General features: G+C 68.1%; 13 protein-coding genes. 7 read left to right on the forward strand and 6 right to left on the reverse strand.

Going from position 1 to position 19,627, the window contains the following annotated elements:
• The first annotated feature begins 12 nt into the window (after positions 1 to 12).
• Together IEY68_RS01295 and IEY68_RS01300 are read left to right on the forward strand one after the other, a co-directional pair.
• Positions 13 to 1,008 carry a GlxA family transcriptional regulator gene (locus tag IEY68_RS01295; protein WP_058855668.1) on the forward strand — a complete coding sequence of 332 codons (996 nt, stop codon included), beginning with the start codon at positions 13 to 15 and terminating at the stop codon, positions 1,006 to 1,008.
• A 211-nt stretch (positions 1,009 to 1,219) separates the two neighbouring features.
• Positions 1,220 to 1,408, forward strand: coding sequence for a YegP family protein (locus IEY68_RS01300; protein ID WP_058855667.1), 189 nt, complete (start codon positions 1,220 to 1,222; stop codon positions 1,406 to 1,408).
• Positions 1,409 to 1,541: 133 nt separating this feature from the next.
• Here the strand turns inward: IEY68_RS01300 and IEY68_RS01305 are convergent, their stop codons facing one another.
• Both IEY68_RS01305 and IEY68_RS01310 read right to left on the reverse strand, forming a co-directional pair.
• Positions 1,542 to 2,579 (reverse strand): aldo/keto reductase, encoded by a 1,038-nt coding sequence (locus tag IEY68_RS01305; RefSeq protein WP_058855666.1) that lies wholly within the window; start codon positions 2,577 to 2,579, stop codon positions 1,542 to 1,544.
• Positions 2,580 to 2,679: 100 nt separating this feature from the next.
• Complete coding sequence (locus IEY68_RS01310; protein ID WP_058855808.1) at positions 2,680 to 3,147, reverse strand: VOC family protein; 468 nt, start codon at positions 3,145 to 3,147, stop codon at positions 2,680 to 2,682.
• Positions 3,148 to 3,258: 111 nt separating this feature from the next.
• On the opposite strand from IEY68_RS01310, the gene IEY68_RS01315 reads away from it, so the two are divergent.
• Positions 3,259 to 4,302, forward strand: a complete 1,044-nt coding sequence (locus IEY68_RS01315) for a helix-turn-helix transcriptional regulator (RefSeq protein ID WP_062995713.1) — start codon at positions 3,259 to 3,261, stop codon at positions 4,300 to 4,302.
• A gap of 155 nt (positions 4,303 to 4,457) precedes the next feature.
• On the opposite strand, the gene IEY68_RS01320 is transcribed toward IEY68_RS01315, so the two are convergent.
• A complete protein-coding gene (locus tag IEY68_RS01320) occupies positions 4,458 to 5,057 on the reverse strand; it encodes a TetR/AcrR family transcriptional regulator (RefSeq protein WP_058855807.1) in 600 nt (199 codons plus the stop codon).
• Between the two features lie 54 nt (positions 5,058 to 5,111).
• On the opposite strand from IEY68_RS01320, the gene IEY68_RS01325 reads away from it, so the two are divergent.
• Complete coding sequence (locus IEY68_RS01325) at positions 5,112 to 5,918, forward strand: class I SAM-dependent methyltransferase (RefSeq protein WP_058855664.1); 807 nt, start codon at positions 5,112 to 5,114, stop codon at positions 5,916 to 5,918.
• 290 nt (positions 5,919 to 6,208) lie between these two features.
• Positions 6,209 to 7,063: a MaoC/PaaZ C-terminal domain-containing protein gene (locus IEY68_RS01330; protein ID WP_058855663.1), complete on the forward strand. Its 855-nt coding sequence runs from the start codon at positions 6,209 to 6,211 to the stop codon at positions 7,061 to 7,063.
• 11 nt (positions 7,064 to 7,074) lie between these two features.
• On the opposite strand, the gene IEY68_RS01335 is transcribed toward IEY68_RS01330, so the two are convergent.
• The 3 genes from IEY68_RS01335 to IEY68_RS01345 are packed head-to-tail and all read right to left on the reverse strand — an operon-like array spanning position 7,075 to position 16,285.
• A complete protein-coding gene (locus IEY68_RS01335; RefSeq protein WP_058855662.1) occupies positions 7,075 to 7,920 on the reverse strand; it encodes an alpha/beta fold hydrolase in 846 nt (281 codons plus the stop codon).
• The gene (locus IEY68_RS01340) at positions 7,917 to 15,302 is read right to left on the reverse strand and encodes a type I polyketide synthase (RefSeq protein ID WP_058855661.1); all 7,386 of its coding nucleotides are present in this window, start codon (positions 15,300 to 15,302) and stop codon (positions 7,917 to 7,919) included. Before IEY68_RS01340 ends, IEY68_RS01335 begins: the two co-directional genes overlap by 4 nt.
• On the reverse strand, positions 15,299 to 16,285 hold the full coding sequence (locus IEY68_RS01345; protein ID WP_058855660.1) for a prenyltransferase/squalene oxidase repeat-containing protein: 987 nt from the start codon (positions 16,283 to 16,285) through the stop codon (positions 15,299 to 15,301). The genes IEY68_RS01340 and IEY68_RS01345 overlap by 4 nt, the downstream gene beginning before the upstream one ends.
• 352 nt (positions 16,286 to 16,637) lie before the next feature.
• Here IEY68_RS01345 and IEY68_RS01350 point away from each other — a divergent pair, with 352 nt between their 5' ends.
• Positions 16,638 to 18,278, forward strand: coding sequence for a class I adenylate-forming enzyme family protein (locus tag IEY68_RS01350; RefSeq protein WP_058855659.1), 1,641 nt, complete (start codon positions 16,638 to 16,640; stop codon positions 18,276 to 18,278).
• Positions 18,275 to 19,549: a cytochrome P450 gene (locus tag IEY68_RS01355; RefSeq protein WP_058855658.1), complete on the forward strand. Its 1,275-nt coding sequence runs from the start codon at positions 18,275 to 18,277 to the stop codon at positions 19,547 to 19,549. Before IEY68_RS01350 ends, IEY68_RS01355 begins: the two co-directional genes overlap by 4 nt.
• The last annotated feature ends 78 nt before the right edge of the window (positions 19,550 to 19,627 follow it).

The raw sequence follows: 19,627 nt of genomic DNA on the forward strand, positions 1-19,627 counted from the left end.
AGAATCGACAATATGCGTGAAAATCGTGCCAGTGACGATTCGCCCCGGCGACCCCATCTGGTCGCTGTGCTGTTGCTGGATCCGGTGGTCGGATTCGACGCGACCATCCCGTCACTGATATTCGGCGAGGCCGCCGATGACGACGGGACACCGCTCTACCGGGTCGTGACGTGCTCCCTCGACGCCGGTCCCGTTCCGGCCACCTCCGGGTACTCGATGGTCGCCGCGGCCGGACCGGAAGTACTCGCGGTCGCCGATACGGTGGTCGTTCCGGGTACGAAGTACCTCTCCGCGCGTTCCGGCGGCACCCTCACCCCGGAGGTCGCGGCAGCATTGGCGACCGTACCCGCCGGAGCCCGGATGGTATCCATCTGTACCGGCGCCTTCGTACTCGCCGCCGCGGGAGTCTTCGACGGTTACCGCGCCACCACCCACTGGCGATACGCCGGCGATTTCCGCCACTTGTTCCCCAGCGTGGATCTCGACGAGACCGTGCTGTTCGTCGACGAGGGCACGGTGCTCAGCTCGGCGGGCCTGGCCGCCGGAATCGACCTGTGCCTGCACATCATCCGGCGCGATCACGGTGCCGCCGTGGCGAACCGGGTCGCCCGGTACTGCGTCGTACCGCCCTGGCGCGAAGGCGGGCAGGCGCAGTTCATCGAACACCAGGTGCCCGGCGACGACGAACGCAGCACCGCAGCGACCCGGGCCTGGGCACTGGCCCATCTGGCCGAACCGCTCAGCGTCGCGGTGCTCGCGTCCCGGGCGCGTATGAGCCCACGCACCTTCAGTCGCCGGTTCCGTGCCGAGACCGGGATGTCACCGGGGGTCTGGATCCGCGACCGCCGGATCGACCGGGCTCGGGAGCTGCTGGAATCGGCCGACCTCTCGGTGGACGAGGTCGCGCAGATGTCCGGGCTCGGTTCACCGGACAACCTCCGTCACCATATGCGGCGCGGCCTCGGTATGTCGCCGTCGGCGTACCGGAAAACCTTCGCGGGCACCTGATCTACGCGACCGGTTCGCCCCCGACGAGTCGAGCCCGGTCGAGCGCACCCAGCCGCGCAAGCCCTCCTGGTTGTACTGCCCGAACAGGTTGGTCAACCGGCTGATGGGGGAACTTGCCGCCGAGGGCGGTGTGTTGCCGGACCGTTGGGGCATGAGCTCGTATTCTGCTTTCGACCAGGCTGTATCCAGCTTTTATCGAGCGGAGGTAGGCATGGCGGGCAAGTTCGTCCTGTTCACCGATTCGACCGGGAAGTTCCGGTGGCGGCTCAAGGCCGGCAACGGCGAGATCATCGCCGCGAGCCAAGCCTATGAGAGCAAGGACTCGGCGAAGAAGGGCATCGCCTCGGTCCGATCCCATGCCCCCGACGCCGAGGTCATCGACGACTCCATCACAGCCTGACCCCGGCCCGGGGCACGGCATTGCGATCGGATCGCGGTCGGCTGCGCCGATCCGCACCACCACCTCACCGACCTGGTAGGCGGCCGACTCCAAACCGCCGTAGAGGTGTTCGCTGCGGGGCAACAGCAGCGGGTCATGCCGCGGGACGCGCGTCGACCGGCCGCCGCCGCCGCGCGGTTTCGGTGATTGCCGGTGGGGTGTAGGCCACATCGACCGGCCCGGTATCGGTTCCCGGCGGGACGACTTCATCGATCCGGTCGAGCAGATCGTCATCGAGGAAGGTACTGGTCCCCGCCAGCAGATCGTCCAGCTGCTCGACCGTGCGTGGCCCGATGATCGCGGAGGTGACCGCGGGATGGGCGATGGCGAATGCCAGCGCCAGATGCGTCAGCGACAGTCCGGCCTGCTCGGCGATCGGTATGAGCGTTTCGACGGCGTCGAGTTTACGTTCATCGGTCATATGCCGGGGAACCCAATGCAGAAGGGCCGGGGAAGCCGTTTCTCCCCCGTGCCTGCGGTATCGGCCGGTGAGTAGTCCCATCGACAGTGGACTCCACACCAGAGTGCCGAGACCGTAGCGCCGGCAGACCGGGAAGATCTCGCGTTCGGCGCCTCGCTCGAGGATCGAGTAGTGCGGTTGTTCGGTGCGGAATCGAGCCAGTCCACGGCGTTCGGATACCCATTGGGCTTCGACGATCTCCGAGGCCGGCAGGTTGGAGTGGCCGATGGCCCGCACCTTGCCCGAGCGGAGCAGATCGGTCAGGGCGCTCAGGGTTTCCTCGATATCGGTATCGGGGTCGGGGTGGTGGACCTGGTAGAGGTCGATGTGGTCGACACCGAGGCGGCGCAGCGATGCTTCGGCGGCGGCGATGATCCAGCGCCGCGAGCTGCCGCGCTGGTTGGGACCGGGGCCCATCGGGCCGTTGCATTTGGTAGCGAGGACGACGTCGTCGCGGCGGCCGCGCAATGCCTTCCCGACGATCTGCTCGGACTCACCCTCGCCGCCGTACACGTCGGCGGTGTCGATGACGTTGATCCCGGCGTCGAGGGCTCGGTGGACGATGCGTACGCACTCATCACGGTCCGGATTGCCGAATCGACCGAACTTCATGGTTCCCAGGGCATAGGGGCTGACCTGGATTCCGGTGCGTCCGAGTGGCCGAGTGTGCATGGGGGTGTCTCTCCGGTGCGGTGTTCGCGGGCGGCGCGGGGTGACGGGACGGGGTGCGACCGGATTCGGTCGCACCCCGGGGAACGCCGGTGTGGAAGGTTCAGGCCTGGGCGTACTCGGCGGCGACGTCGAGGATCCAGGTGATACCGAAGCGGTCGCGCAGCATCCCGAAGGCCGGAGACCACTGAGCCGGCCCGAATTCCTCGATGACCGTCGCGCCGGCGGAGAGTTGTTCCCACAGCGCGCCGACCTCCTCGACGGTTTCGCCGCGGACGGAGAGGAAGGACGGCTCCTCGGTGATGGTGGTGCCGTTCTCGCGCCGGGTGATGGGCGCGCCCGGGGCGGCCGGGGCGTCCCGTCCCGGCACGTCGTAGGCCATGACCCGGAACCCGTTGTCGGCGACGACCTGTCCGAACACCACCTTGGTGGCGTCGGGCAATTCGGCGGGCATTCCGAAGTCGCCGTAGGTGGCGAGAGTCAGCTGCCCGCCGAAGACCGACTGGTAGAACTCCAGGGCCGCACGAGCCTGCCCGTGGAAGTTGAGGTGGGCAACAGCGTTTACCGACATGGTGGTCCGTCCTTCAGGAATGGTTTCGCCGCCGGGATTTCCGGCGTCGCAGGCCACTGTGGCATCAGTACCGGTCAGGGAACGTCCGCTACTTGTGGCAGCCTGTGCCGTATGCCGACTGCTTCATCGACGGCGACCTCGCGCCGCCTGCTCTCGCTGCTGTCCTTGCTGCAGGTCCGCCGTGACTGGCCCGGGGTTGTGCTCGCCCAGCGGCTCGATGTCAGTGCACGCACGGTGCGTCGCGATGTCGATCGCCTGCGCGAGCTCGGCTACCCCGTCCAGGCGATCAAGGGACCCGACGGTGGTTACCGGCTCGAAGCAGGGAACGAACTGCCGCCCCTGCTGTTCGACGACGAGCAGGCGGTCGCGCTCGCCGTGGCGTTGCGGCTCGCGGTCGGGACCGGGGCGGGTATCGAAGAAGCTGCCGCACGCGCCCTGGCGACCGTGAGCCAGGTGCTGCCTTCCCGCCTGCGACAGCGCGTCGACGCCCTGGAGGTCACCGCGGTCGAAGGGGCCGCCCGCGGGGTCGGCCCCCAAGCCGATACTCGGGTCCTGCTCGATCTGAGCGCCGCGATCCGGTCCCGGGAGGAAGTGCGATTCGACTACCGGTCACCGACCCGGCCGAACGACATGGGGCTGCACCCGCCGCGGCGGGTGCAGCCCCACCACCTCGTGGTTCGGAGTGGACGCTGGTACCTCATCGGATGGGTTCCCGAACGTGAGGACTGGCGGATCTACCGCGCCGACCGGATGACACCGCGCATCCCCAACGGGCCGCGCTTCACACCCCGGGAGGTGCCGGGTACCGATATCGCCGCGTTCCTCTCGGCCCGGTTCAAAGGTTCCGCGAACGCGAACGCCTGGCCCTGCCAGGGCGAGGTGATCCTCAGTCTGCCGGCCGACCGAGTGTCCCCGTTCGCGGGCGACGGTGTGGTCGAGGAACTGGGCCCCGGCCGGACGAGGCTGCTGACCGGTTCCTGGTCCTGGGCCGCGCTGGCCGCGACGCTGGCGCGTTTCGACACCGAGATCGAGGTCATCGGCCCGAACCCCCTGCGGGACGCCTTCGCCGACCTGTCCCGTCGCGCGGGGCGCGCAGCGGGATCCCGACTCGACGGCTCCTCAAAGCCTGACCCGGCGGACAGCGTCGCCAGATAGACCACGGTGCCGGAGGGAGGTTCCGGCGTGTGCGCGTCGACACCCGTCCACCATGCTTCGTATCCGACTTCCTCGTAGTACTCCGGCGGCGGGCGATACCCGTAGGGCAGCTCCACCGCCGTGGCGGCGGTCCGCAGCGCGATCGCACGGCGAACTCAGGGGCGAACCCCCGGCTCGGCGCCGACGACGATCGAGGCGACGATCTCTTCGACGGCGTCGGTATCCGGGAGGCCGCCGAGTTCGCCGGCGAACAGCAGGTGCCCGGTGCCGATCAGCGTGAAGGCGAGGGCGTCGGTATCGGCCTGTGGGATCAGTCGGCCGATGCCGCGTTCGGCGCGCAAATAGGTCGAGAGCATCGCGGTTGCCTCGGTGAAGATCGGAACACCGTGCGGTGTGGTCTCCCGCAGTTGGGCGCGCACCCCGTCTCGGGAGCTGATCACGGCGATCAGGCCGAGGGCCGTCGGGGTGAAGATATGGGTGAGTGCGGTGGCCAGATTGGATACGACATCGGCTGTTCCGACCAGTTTCTCCAGCCGGGAGGTCTCCTGGGTGAGGAGAGTGACGCGGTCGCGGATCAGCTCCGCGAGGAAATCGTCGAAGTCGGCGAAGTGGCGATGCAGCACTCCTTTGGCCACGCCCGCCTCTTCGGTGACCGCCCGGCTGGTCAGCCCACTGACTCCCGCACGCGCGAGCACGCGCTCGGCGGCGGCGAACAACTGAGCCCGCGCATCGCGCAGGGCGATCCCGGTCGGCATGAAATCTCCCTCGGACACTGGACGAATGGGCGTGCGCCCATTTAAAGTGGGCGCATGGTCACTCTACCGCTGTCGGATCCGACGCCGCACAGTCATCGCGAGATCGCCGAGTCCTTCGGCATCGACGCGGACCGCTACGACCGCGCTCGACCGCGCTACCCGCAGGCCCTTGTCGATACCGTTCTCGCCGATCTGCCCGGGCGCAGCGTCCTGGACGTCGGGATCGGCACCGGGATCTCGGCGCTGCCGCTCCGCGCAGCAGGCGCGACTGTCCGCGGAGTCGAGGTCGACCCGCGAATGGCCGAGCTGGCCCGCTCTCGCGGGTTCGAGGTGGAGGTCTCGCGTTTCGAGGACTGGGAGTCCGGCACAAGAGTTTTCGATGCCGTGATCGCCGGGCAGACCTGGCACTGGATCGACCCCGTGGCCGGGGCAGCGAAAGCTGCCGGCCTGGTGCGGCCAGGCGGACGCCTTGCGCTGTTCTGGAACGTCGGGGACCCGGACCCCGAGATCGCCTCGGCGTTCGCCGGCGTCTACCGCTCCGTGGACACCGGGCTGCCGTTCACACCCTGGTCGGCCCCGGCGCTCAACGGCTATGACGCCATCGCGGCTCCTGTCATCGACGGGATCCGGGCCAGCGGCGCGTTCGGGGAACCCGTCCGGCCGCGCTTCGATTGGCAGGCCACGATCACTCGTGCGGCGTGGCTCGATCAGGTCCCCACCATGGGCGGCCACAACCGGATTCCAGAAGACCGGCTGACCGAACTTCTCACCGGTCTCGCACGCGTCGTCGACGACCACGGCGGCAGCTTCACCATGAACTACGCCACCATCGCCATCATCGCCGACCGCACCGCGGCGTGAGCAATGAATCCCGGCACACCGGACAGCCCTGACCCGGGGGGCCTCACGCGGGCGTTCGACCCTCGACGACGTTCATGCTGATCACTGCTGCCGGTGTCGGATCCGGACCACACCCACCGGACACCCGCGCTGTCTACGCCCCGCCCCGGAGCGGGCCTTCCGCCGTATCGCCGTCGACGCCCGTTCTGCGGGCTCGGACTTCCCCGGTCACGGGAAGGTAGTACGAATCCCGGCGGGTAGATTGCCTCCGTGGCCGGGAAGAGCAGTATCGAGCAACAGGACCGCCACCGATGCCCATAGATATACCGACCGCGACCGGACTGGTGGTCCCGGAACAGGATTTCCGCTGGGACGAAGAAGACGCGCGGCGCTATCGGCACGCTGTAGGTCAGCGTGACGGGCACTATGGGCTACTGCCTACCTTCGCCATGACCGCGCCCGGCGCCTTCGGTGTCGCCTCCCCGGATTTCTATCACCGGCAGCCGCCGGAGATCCGCTTTCCCGGTATCCGACTGCATCTGGCCTGCCTACTGCAGCAGGAGCAGGAACTGTGGGTGCATGCCCCGATACCGGAGTCGGGGACGGCCCGATGCCGCAGCCGGGTGCTGGAGATCGAAGATCGCGGTACCGCCGCTGTTCTGGTGCAGCGCACCGAGCTGGTCGGGGCCGACGGGATGACATTGGTGTCCGGGGTCTCCCGGATCCATGCGCGCGGCGAGGGCACCGCCACCGGGTCGGCCGCCCGCCGGGCGGTCACGCCCGTCCCGGCCCGGCCGGCGGACGCGGACGTCGTCGTCCGTACCGACGATCAGCAGGCCGTGTGGTATCAGCGCTGCGGGCAGAACAACTCGCTGCACGACAATGTGCACACCGATGCGGCGTTCGCGCGCGCGGCCGGTCTGGACGGGCCGATCATGCAGGGGGTGTGCACCTACGGGATGGTCTGCGCGGTGCTGGTCGACACCGTGCTCGACGCGGATATCGCACGAGTACGGGCGTATACCGGGCGGTTCACCGGCATCGTGTTCCCCGGCGAATCACTGCGCACGCGGATCTGGGCCGGCGACGGGGAACACCACTACAGAACCACCGTTCCCGAGCGCGGCGACCGGTCCGTCCTGACGGGTGTCCTGCGTACCGGCTGAGCACGTAACCCTCATCCGGAGACCAGGAAGGCGGCGATCTCCTGCGCCACGGCCTCGGCGTTCTCGATATGCAGATGGTGTCCGCCGGGGAGCGTGACCTGGCGCAGCTTCGGGACGGTATCGATCCGGGCCGGGTAGTAGGGCTCCACCAGCGCGGTGCGCTCGGCCGTCACCAGCAGTGACGGCGCGGTGATCTCGCCCAGGAAGGCGAGCACCTGCTCCTCCGCGAGGGTCGGGGTGATACCGCGATTGAGTCGTACATCGTGGCGCCAGGAAAACCCCTCCGGAACCTCGATCAGATCTCGCTCCACCAGTAGTTCCGCGGTGTCGAGGAGAATATCCGCCAACTGGACACGCGTTTTCACCGCGTGCATCCGGCTGCGGTACACCGGGTGCCGGTCGTCGCGGAGATAGGCGTCGAGATAGCGGGCGATCCCGGATACGGCGTGGGCCGGATCGGCGGACAGTGGTCCGATGGCATCGATGAGCACCAGCCGATCGACCTTGTCGGGATGGATACCGGCGACCAGCGAGGACACCGCACCGCCGAGCGAATGCCCGATCAGCCGGAATCGGTCCCAGCCCTGGGTATGTGCCAGTTCGAGGACGCAGGCCGCGTAGTCGAGGTAGCCACAGGTGACCGAGGGCACCGGATCGGACAGGCCGTGGCCGGGTAGATCGATCGCGATCAGGTCGGCATCGGTGAGATATTCGGCCAGCGGATCGAATCCGGCGCAATTGTCCAGGATCCCGTGCAAACACAACACGGGCAACCCGCTACCGTCCCGGCTGCGCCGGCCGCGCACGGTGATACCGGCCTTCGGTAGCGGGAAGGAGACCTCGTCCAGGGCGGTCACCGGCGATCGAGCCGTTCCAGCACCAGATCCGACAACTGCAGCACACTCGGCCCCTTCATCAGTTCCATGATCGTGACCTTGGTCGCCAGTTCCCGTTCCAGCCAGGCGCTGATCTCTACCGCGAGCAGCGAATCCAGGTAGTCCATCAGCGGCATGTTCTCGTCCAGCGTGTCGAGCGGAATACCCAGCACCGCGGCGAGCCGGGTCTTCAGCGCGCCGCTCAGCAGTTCGGCCCGATCACCCGCACCGCAGGCGTCCAATTGCTGGCGCAGCGAACCGCCTCCGGCCGCGGTCACCGCGCCGGTGGTCCGGGCAGCGAGCCGCTCGTAACGCGGGTGGCTCTCCGGGGTGATGCCGTGATGGCCGAAGAACTGAGGCCAATCCATCGGCAGGACACCGACCTGCGCGGCCGTACCGGACCACAGCGTCGTCAGCGCCCGGTAGGCCGCGGCGGCGCTGAACCCGCGCATTCCGGTCGCGGCGACGAAACGGCCGATATCCTCGTGTCTGGCCACATACCCGGCGTCCGAGATCGCGCCCCAGTTCACCGAGAGCGCCACCTGACCACGGGCCCGCCGCGTATGGGCCAGTTGGTCCAGGAAGGTATTGGCCACCGCGTAGTTGCCCTGCCCCCGGTTGCCCACCATCGATGTCGCCGACGAGAACAGTACGAAAGCCTCCAGCGGCAGACCGGCGGTCAATTCGTCCAGGTGTTGTGCCCCGAAAGCCTTGGCCGCCAGCACCTTGCGTACCCGCTCGGCGTCCAGATCGGCCAGTAACGCGTCGTCCAGCACCATCGCGCAGTGCAGGACTCCACGCAGCGGCGGCAGCCCGTCCGCGATACGGTCCAGTACCGCGGCCAGCTCGGCGCGAGCGGAGATATCCGCGGCTTCGACCGTCACCTGTACGCCGCGGTCGCGCAGGGCCTCGACCCGCGCCGCCTGTTCCTCGCCACCGATCCCGGAACGGCCGAGCAGGACCAAGCTGCGCACTCCGGATTCGGCCAGCGCCTCCGCCATCGCGAGCCCGAAACCGCCGAGACCACCGGTGACCAGCCAGGTCCCGTCGAACGAGGGCGTCCGCGGCGGACGCACCACCGCGACCTCCCGTTCGTTCATCGCCAGGACGACCTTGCCCACATGCCGGGCGGCGGCCAGATGCCGGAACGCCGCCTCGGTCTGCGCCGGATGGAAGACCCGGTAGGGCAGCGGCCGCAGTTCCCCGGCGGCGAAACGCCCCATGAGCGCCCGGAACACCGTCTTGGTCGCCTGCGGCCGATCCACCAGCAATTGCCGCAGATCGAACGCGAAGTAGGTGAGGTTGCGCAGGAACGGGCGCAATCCCATCCTGCGGTCCTGCAGCAGATCGCGTTTGCCCAGTTCGACGAACCGCCCGTAGGGGGCCAGACAGGCCAGGCTGCGCGCGGCCCCTTCCCCGGCGAGGGAGTTGAGCACCACGTCCACACCCGCGCCGCCGGTGGCCGCGCGGATCCGATCGGCGAAATCCAGTGACCGCGAATCGAACACCTCGCGTACGCCGAGCGCGCGCAACAGATCACGTTTGGCGGGGCTGCCGGCCGTCGCGAACACCTCGGCACCGGCCGCGCGGGCGATCTGCACGGCGGCCATACCCGTACCACCGGTACCGGCATGGATCAGGACCCGCTCCCCCGCGCTCAGCCGTGCGAGTTCGTGCAGGGCGTACCAGGCGGTGAGAAATACGATGGGGACCGATCCGGCCGCGTCGAAGCCGAGCGTTTCCGGCTTCGGGACCACATATGCCGCGGATACGGTGAGATGGGTGCCGAGGCTGCCCTGCGCCGGGCTGACCGCGACCACCGCGTCACCCACCCGCAGTTCGTCCACCTCGTTGCCCACCCGTGTGATCACGCCCGCGCATTCGGCGCCGAAACGCGGTTCGGTGGCCGATTCCAACGGCGGGATCTGGCCGAGCGCGATCATCACATCCAGAAAATTCAGGCCCGCGGCGACGATCTCGATCTCGACCTCGCCGGCCGCGGGCGGGATACGGTCGCGCTGGTGGTAGCGCAGCGAATCCAGTGCGCCCGGCGCCCCCGAGGTCAGGACGAAGCCGTGCTCCTCCGGCACCGTCGTCCCGGAGACGAGTTCCGGTCGCGGCGACCAGGATTCGAGCCGGCGCACGAACCGTTCACCGCCGCGGATCAGCACTTCCCGTTCGCGGCCGTCGGTCAGTATCTCGGCCCGGACCGCGTCGAGATCGCCGGGCGCGGGCTCGGTGCCCAGATCCATCGCGGTGAAACGCAAGCGTGGCACTTCCACGGCGACCACCGCCGCCAGCCCCCACACCGCAGCACCGGCCGGGTCGGTCCGGGCGCTCCGGAAGGCATGCGCTCCCCTGGTCACCTCGACCACTCGGGGCCATTCGTCGCGGTCGTCGCGGCACACCCGGCGCAGGAGATCGAGGACGGCGAGGGTCGTCGCGGTGAGCTCTTCCTCGACCGAACCGCCGCGCCCGCCGCGTACGTCGATGATCGCGGTGGGCGAGACCTCGTCGATATCGATATCGCCCGGTTCCCGCACCACGACCGCGCGTCCGCCGTGTTGTTCCAGCTCGCCGGCCAGTGCCTCGGCCAGCGGATCACCGTCGGCGAGGACGAGCCAGGTGGCCGGCGGCTGCGCGGCGGTCGTACGCGGTGGCGACAGCGGATCCGCGGCGGTGCGCGCCACGATCACCGACTGTGATCCGGCGCCGGGATGCGCCGGATCCCCCAGCGCGACCACCTCGTCGAAATCCAGCGACCGCAGCAGCTCGTCCCAACCCGACGCCGGTAGCAGCGGGGTCCGGGGCCGCAGCCGCTGGTCCCGGAACGACCACCAGCCCTCGGTGAGACCGAAGGTCAGATCCAGCCAGGGGTTGTCCGGAGTCGCCTCCAGCAGCATGAGCATGCCGCCCGGTGCGAGCATGTCCTGCAGGTAGAGCAGTGTCTTCTTGGCGTCGGCGGTCGCGTGCACCACATCGGAAGCGACCACGAGGTCGAATGTCGCGGGATCGATCCCCTGAGCGGCAGGTTCGTGCTCGATGTCCAGGACTCGGTAGTCCACGAAATCATGGCCGGCGAAACGTTCCCGGGCCGAGGCGAGAAAAGCCGGCGAGATATCGGTGAAGACGTATTCGCATCGGTCGGCGGGCAGGACCGGCAGCAGGCTCGCGGTGAGTCCACCGGTGCCGCCACCGACTTCGAGAACCCGGATGGTGCGCCGGGGGTCGGCGGAATCGGAGAGCCTGCGCACTACCTCCCGGCCCAGCGCGTTGTAGAACCGGGCGATCGGCGAGTTCTGGTAGATCGCCTCGAGATCGACCAGGGATCCCTCGGCGAACAGCAGTTCGACGGGGTCGGCGGCACCGGTCAGTACCTCGTGCAGACGCGGACCCGTCCGGCGCAACAGCAGCAATTCCCATGCACAGGAGGGGTATTCGGCGAAGAGCGCGGCCCACTGCGCATCCGCGTCATCGGCGGTCTCCCCGGTGGGCCGGTACTGCTCACCGCTCTCGTGCAGCGTGCCGTGGTCGACGAGCAGCCGCAGCAGGCCCTGCAGAGCGCGGCGATACTTCGGGAGCAGGCCGGGAAGCTCCGCCACCGTGAACTCGTGCGCCGGACCGAACGCGTCCAGGCAGCGGGCGATATAGGTCGTGCACAACCGGGCGATATCGCGCTGATACCCGGTGGCGTAGGTGGTGCTGTCGAGCTGCCGCGACAGCAGTTCGGCCAGCGGCGCGATCTCGGCGGCGAGTGCGGCGGGCTCCGCGGTGAGCGCGCTGTGCTCGGGCGGCGACACCGGACCGGTCGACTGCCATTCGAGGGTGTAGAAATGCTCGTCCAGGTCGGTAGTCCCGCTGTCGGCAGCGGTACGCACCGCCTTACCGGACAGCGAGGTGTACTCGGCGAGCACCGCACCCGAATCGTCGAGCAGGTAGATATCGACGAGCAGGGTGTCATCGTTCTTCCGCGGCCGGGTGTAGCACCACACCGGCAATTCGACCCGGTCGTACACCCGGACCCGTTCGATACCGGTGGGCAGATAGCTGATCGGAAGCAGGCGGCCCGGGTACTGCGGAACGGGATGCAGGATGGCGCTCTGGAAGCAAGCATCGAGCACCGCGGGATGCAGCAGATAACCGTCACGACGACGTCGCAGCACGCGCGGGACCTGGATACGGGCGAGCGCCTCGCCCGGGCCGATATCGATTCGGTCGATACCGCAGAACGCGGGCCCGTAGGCATAGCCGCGGTCGGCGAAGCGGCCGTACACATCGATGGCTTTCACGGTGTTCGTGCACCGTTCGCGGATCGCGGCCAGATCGAAGACCTCGGCGCTCCCGGCACCGGAGTCCAGGACGTGGAAACGCCCGCGCGCGTTGCGCATCCAGGTATCACCGCGCACCGAGCGCTGGTGGAATTCGAAGGTCCCGTCCTCCGGATCGAGTTCGAGCCGGCTGATCTGGGGTTCGTCGGACAGCACACACGCACGCTCGAACTCGACGAACTCCAGTGCGCACGATCGCCCGGTCGCCTCGGCCGCCGCGGCCAGCGCCGCCTCGATATAGGCCGCGCCGGGTACGATCACCGATCCGAACACATCATGTTCACGCACCCAGGACAGCCGGTGGTCGTCCCAGCTGATCTCCCAGGTGGGACGGGCACCGTCCACCGGTTTGAGCATCGGATGGCGCTGCCCGCCGGCCCGGTAACGCTGCGAGACCTCGCTCTCGTTCCAGAACGACTGCCGTATCCACGGGTTCTTGGGCACCTCGAGGACCGGCACACCGGCGGGATGGCGGCGCTGCCAATCCACCGCGCCGCCGCCGGTGTAGAGCCGGGCGAAAGTGTCGAGGAAAACCGCCCAGTCGTCCTTCTTCCGCATGAGGGACGGCACGATGGTGGCGTCGGCGGAGATCTCGGTGACCGAGTTGGCCAGGACCGGATGCGGGCTCAGCTCGACGAAGGTGTCGTAGCCGTCGGCCAGCATCGCCCGGATGGCCGATTCGAACAGCACGGGCTGCCGGAAGTTACGCCACCAGTATTCGGTGCCGAGTTCCGAACCCTCGATACGAGCGCCGGTGAGCGTCGAATACAGCGGGATCATGGTATTCGCGTGCGTGATCTCGCCGAGCGCGTCGAGCAGCTCCGCCCGCAGCGGGTCCATATCCCGGCTGTGGCAGGCGCAGTTCACCCGCAGCAACCGCGCGAAGACACCGCGGTCGGCCAGTTCGGTGGCCAGCGTTTCGAGTACCGGGCGCCGCCCGGACAGGGTGCTCGCCTTCGGGCTGTTGAGGGCCGATACCCACACATCGTCGGGATGCTCCGCGGCCAGTTCCGCCGCCTGCGTTTCCGATACCGCGACGAACATCATGCCGCCGGTAGGGTCGGCCTCGTCCTGGATCCGCGCCCGGTGGCAGATCACCTTCAGCGCCTCGGACAGGCTCAGCGCCCCCGAAACGTGCGCGGCGGCGATCTCACCCATACTGTGCCCGACCACCGCGTCCGGTTCGATCCCCCAGGATCGCCAGAGCTCGACCAGCGCCACCTGCAGCGCGAACATGGTCGGCTGCAGGTAGCGCGTCTCCCCGATCCGCGACGTTTCCTCATCGGCGGTGAGCGCTTCGTAGATGGACCAGTCGATGTACTGCCGCGCCGACCGGTCGCATTCGAGAATCTTGTCCCGGTACACCGGAGAGGTCTCCAGCAGGCCGCGCCCCATCGCGTACCACTGCGGGCCCTGCCCGTTGAAGACGAACGCGACCTTCCCGCTGCCACCCCGGCGGACCTGTCCGGTGACTCCCGCACCCGCGCGCAGTTTCGCCGCGGCTTCCATCGCGTCGGCGGCGACGACCGCGCGGCGGAACTCGTGGTGTCCACGCCGCAGCGCGGTGGCCGCGCTGTAGGCGGCCAGATCGGCACCGGGCGCGTCGAGTGCCTGCGCGTGCCGCGTACCCAGTTCGTCGAGTGCCGCCGCGCTGCGCGCGCTGAAGGTGAGCACGTCGGGTACCGGGCCGGCAACGGATCCGGCGGGCTCCGGGCCGGGCACCGGTTCCGCGATCGACTCACCCAGTACGACATTCGCGTTCGTACCGCCGAAGCCGAAAGAGTTGACGCTGGCGTAGGCGGCGGAATACCCCGCGGGCCATGCCTGTCCCGCCGCGGCCACCGAGATGGGCAGCGTCTCGAAGTCGATATCCGGATTACCCTCGCGGTAGTGCAGGCTCGGCGGCACGCGGCGATACCGCACACACAGGGCGGCCTTGATCAACCCGGCGATCCCCGCGGCCGCCTCGAGGTGACCGATATTCGTCTTGATCGAGCCGAGCAGCGCGGCCCGGCCCGGCTCCCGTCCCGCACGCAGGACGCGGCCGAGCGCGTTCGCCTCGATCGGATCGCCCACCGGCGTACCGGTTCCGTGCGCCTCGACGTAACCGATCTCGGCGGGTGCGATCCCCGCCGCCGCCAGCGCGGCCCGGAAATTGGCCTCCTGCGATTCGCCACTGGGCACCGTGATGCCCTGGGTGCGGCCGTCCTGATTCACCGCGCTGCCGTGGACCAGCGCATAGATCCGGTCGCCGTCGGCGCGCGCGGCGCTCAGCGGTTTCAGCAGCACCAACCCGACCCCCTCGCCACGCACGTAGCCGTTCGCCGAGGCGTCGAACGCCCGGGACCGGCCGTCGGGTGAGAGCATCGCCGCCTGGCTCAGCGCGATACCGAACTGTGGTGTCAGCATCAGGTTCACACCACCGGCCAGGGCCAGTTCGCTCTCCCCGCGGCGCAGGCTCTGCACGGCCAGATGCACCGCGACCAGCGACGAGGAGCAGGCCGTATCGATGGTCATACTCGGCCCGCGTAGGTCGAATGTGTAGGACAGGCGATTGGAGACGATGCTCATGAAGGTGCCGGTGGCCGAATGCGGCCCGAGCCCCTCCACCTCACTCGGCGCGGACTGGAGCGCACCGTAGTCCTGGCTGCACGCACCGATGAACACACCGGTCCGCGTGCCCGCGGCGGCGCCGGGCACCATACCCGCGTCCTCGAAGGTCTCCCAGGACACTTCCAGTAGCTGGCGCTGCTGTGGGTCCATCTGTTCGGCGATACGTCCCGAGATTCCGAAGAAGGCCGCGTCGAAGGTGTCGACTTCCGCGAGGTAGCCGCCCCGGCGCGCGCTGATCCGGCCGGGCTGCTGCGGTTTCGGTGAATAGAACCGGTCGACGTCCCAGCGGTTCTCGGGGGTGGGTGTAATCGCGTCCACCCCCTGTTCGAGCAGCTCCCACAGTTCCCCGGGTCCGGAGACGCCGCCGGGTAACCGGCATCCGATACCGATGATGGCCACGGGCTCGCTGTCGCTGTAGTTCATTGCTGCTCCAGATATTTGAATGCGGCGAGCACCTGCGCCGTGGTGTAGACGTCCTGAGTCGCCCGGAACGAGCTGTAACTCTCGGTCTCCGGGTACGGGTAGCGGCCACCGAACCAGGACCCGTCGCCGCGTCGCCGATCCAGCAGCCAGTCCACCGCGCGCCGCACCGGGGGGTCGCCGACTCCCATACCGGTCTGGGCGAGAGTCATCAGCGCGAGCGCGGTCTGCAGTTCGGGTACCGACGGCTCGCCGCGGAATCCGGGGACCTCGGAGAACCAGCTCCCGTCCGGCCGCTGCTGTTTCAGTACGAAATCCCGGGCCCGGGCCGCGGCGGCGAAGTTGCCGAATTGCACGAGGGCGGCGACCGCGGGGCGCATGAGGTAGTAGTGCGTGCAGTAGTAGTACCAGTTGATACCGAAATGGCCTTCGTCGACCTGTTTGCCGGCGAGAAATTCGAGGGCCTCGTCGAGACGGTCCGGATCGATCCCCGCGTCGTCCAGCGCGCACAGGGCAAACCCGGTTACCGAGGGCTCCAATTGAAATGCTCTGGGGATATGACTGTGCACTTCTTCCCACGGCCCGTCCGGCAGTTGTCTGCTGCGCAGGAATTCCGCTTTTCGCCGGGCCTTCTCCTCGTATCCGAGGAGCGCGAGCGCCGAGATGTATTCGCTGCTGGTCTCCGTGCAGTACTCGGCGGGGCCGATCTCCGCCGCGCCCCAGCTGAGCATACCGGTCGGCTTCTCGCGACCGGCCAGGAAGGCGAGAACCCCGTCAGTTACAGAGCCGTAACCAGCAGGTAAAACTTTCTGCCACAGCGCGATCGCCTTCAGCGCATTGACGGAGTCCCACTCCTGGAACACCAGTATCGAGGGGTCCTCGGCGATCGATCCATCCGGTTGCTGAGCCCTGCGGAAGTACTCACAGGCCTCCGCCACCACTCGATCGACCGACAGCGCACGATTTTCGAGATGAGTGGAAAGCATGTCGACTATCGCGGAGTGTTTTCCGGGAAATGAAGGTAGCCAGAAGTATTCCGATTGTTCACATTTCACTCCGCGTGCCACTGGGGACATTCTCACGGCGAACGAGACGCCGACACCGGCGAAGCTAACACAACGCAACCTCGTTTGCGGTTCCCAACAACGGGAAGGGACTAACTTGCGCAAACGCGCGAAATCGGACACAGGACAGACCTTTTCCACGACCCGGGAACGTCCTTCGGACTTCGTTGCCATCCCCCTCTCGGTTTTCGAGCTACCGTTTGCGGCACTGCAATCGGTGCGGTACGTTCCCGCCTGCCGGAGGCGCTGTTCTGGTGGATTTGGAGTCACGCAAATGAACCGTGGAGATCGCACGCCGCTTCGCTGGGTCGATGTCACGACACTGGGCGATCTGCTGGATCGCCGGGCATACGAGCATCCCGAACGCGCCGCCCTGGCCTTTCCCGATATCGAGGTGACCTACGCGCAACTGTCGTCCCGGGCCGACCTGCTCGCCCGCGGACTGCTCGCCGCCGGTGTGACGACCGGGGACGCGGTCGGGATCCTGCTGCCCAACTGCCCCGATTCCATTGCCGCGCTTTTCGCGGTGACCCGGATCGGCGCCCTTCCCGTTCCGATCAACAGCCGGTTCAAAGAACACGAACTCGCCCAGGTGGTGAACCACTCCAGAATGCGACTGCTGTTCGTCCATTCCGAGACACCGGTTCCCGATACGGTACGGCAGCAGGCCGAACAGCTGCGCGAGGTGGTCGAGCTGGGCTCCGGCGAGCCACGGGAGGGTATCCGCGGCGAGAGCGATTTCCTCCGCGCCGCAACGGAACTGGACCCCGGCGCGCTTCAGGAGCGAACCCGCTACATCCGCGTCCGCGATACCGCGGTCGTCATGTACACCTCGGGCACCTCCGCCAGCCCGAAGGGCGCCATGATCAGCCATGAGGCATTGATCCGCTTCGCGATCGGCGCCGCGCACACCCGGCTCGAACTCGACGAGAACGACCGCGTGTGGACACCGCTACCCCTGTTCCATATCGGTGCCGTCGCCTTTGCGATCGCCAGTATCTACGCGGGCTGCACCTACTGTCATGTCGGCTTCTTCACCCCCGACGCCGCGCTGGAACAGCTGGAGTCACAACGCGCCACCGTCGCACTGCCCGGTTTCGAGACGGTCTGGCTGCCGGTACTCAACCATCCCGATTTCGCCACCCGCGACCTGTCGGCATTACGCCTGGTGATGACCGTCGGCGTCCCCGAACGCGTCCGCGATATGGCGAACCGCCTGCCGCACGCGGTGCAGGTCTCCTGTTTCGGGATGACCGAGGCCTCGTCGTTCCTCTCATTGAGCGAGCAGACCGACACCCAGGAGCAGCGGACCACCACCGGGGGCAGGCCCCTACCCGGGATGGAGTGCCGCGTGGTCGATCCCGGGACCGGACTCGATCTGCCGCCCGGCGCGGAAGGCGAGCTCCTGTTCCGCGGGACCAATTGTTTCGACGGCTACCTGCACGATCCCGAACTGACCGCTCGGTGTTTCGACGAACAGGGCTGGTTCCACACCGGCGATGTGGCGGTGATGGACGCCGAGGGCCGGGTCACCTTCGTGAGCCGCCTCAAGGACATGCTGAAAGTGGGTGGGGAGAACGTCTCCGCGGTCGAGGTGGAGGATTTCCTGCTCCGCCACCCCGCGGTCCATATCGTGCAGGTGGTCGCAGCTCCCGACGCCTACTACATCGAGGTTCCGGCCGCCTTCATCGAACTCGCGCCGGGCGCGGCCGTGACCGAACAGGAGATCATCGACTACTGCCTCGGCAGTATCGCGACGTATCGGGCGCCCCGCTACGTCCGATTCATCGACGAATGGCCGATGTCGGGTACCAAGATCAAGAAATACGTACTGCGGGAACGTATCCGGGCCGAACTGGAAGAGCGCGGAATCGACCGTGCCCCGAAACTACGCGCACCGCAGGAGACCCGATGAGCGGCGAATTACGCACCATCGCCCGGCTGTACCGGAACTCGCTGCGCCTGCACACCTCCACTGTGCTGGGCGATCCGGTCGCCTCTGTGCTGAACCTGCCCCGCGGCGCCGAGGGCCATACCCACTACGAGCGGATCCGGTCCCGCGGCGAACTCGTCCGAGGGCGCAGCGGATTGTGCATGTCGGCCTCGCACGCCGTCTGCAACGAGGTGCTGCGCGACAACCGGTTCAAGGTCGCCCCCACCTCGGCGGTCCGGCTGAAACTGCGCCCGCTGCCGGGGCAGCGGACCGATTTCCTGGTGCACCCGCTCGACGACTCCCTGGCCTCGGCGAACCCACCGGAGCACACCGCACTGCGCAAACTCGTCGCCCCGCTCTTCGGCGCCGCGCAGATGCGGGCGCGCCGCGAATTCGTCGAAGAACTGGTCGAGCGGCAGTTGGACGCTCTCGACGGCGGCGAACCGGTCGATCTCATCGATGCCTTCGCACTGCGGATCCCGAGTCTGGTCATCGCCGAACTACTCGGTCTCCCGGCCGCCGATCACGATCATTTCGCACGCTGGGGAATCGAATTCGGCGCCACGGTGGACGGGGCGCGCGGAGCGCGCGAACGCCGCCGCACCCAGGTGCTGCTGGCCGAACTCACCGACTATTTCGCGGCGGCGGTCGCAGCGCGGCGCGCTGAGCCCGGCCCCGATCTGATCACCGCCCTCACCGCCGCGGTCGACGAGGGCGCCATGACCGAGGCCGGTCTGGTATCCACCTGCCAGGCACTGCTCATCGGTGGTTTCGTCACCACCGCCAATATCATCGGCAATGCGGTGATCGCGCTCTCGGAGAACTCCGATCAGCACGAGATGTTCGCCGCCGACCCCGGCCTGGCCGGTGCCGTGGTGGAGGAGACCCTGCGGTGGGAAGCTCCCGCCCAGTACAGCGTCCGGGTGGTGGGCGAACCACTCGAACTGGCCGGTCGGCAGCTGACCAGGGGTACCCCTGTGGTCGCCCTGCTGGCCGCCGCCAACCGCGATCCGGAGGTGTTCACCGAACCCGGCCGTTTCGATATCACCCGGCCGAACGCACGTGAGCATCTATCGTTCGCGGCCGGTGTCCACTACTGCCTGGGGGCGGGTCTGGCCCGGATGGAGGGGGAGATCGCGTTGCGCGGCCTCTACCGCCGTTTTCCCCGGGTGCGCGCGGTGGGCAGACCCGAGTACTGCCCGTCGCGGGTCATCCGTGGGCCCCGGCACTTGCTGGTTCGCACGGACGATTGAACCCCCACTCTGCACCCCGCCGGCGGGGACTTCCGCCGGCTCTTCCGTTTCGATCCCGGCCCGCCTCCCGCGACCGGC

The sequence above is a fragment of the Nocardia jinanensis genome (genome assembly GCF_014645735.1).
GTDB lineage: Bacteria > Actinomycetota > Actinomycetes > Mycobacteriales > Mycobacteriaceae > Nocardia > Nocardia jinanensis.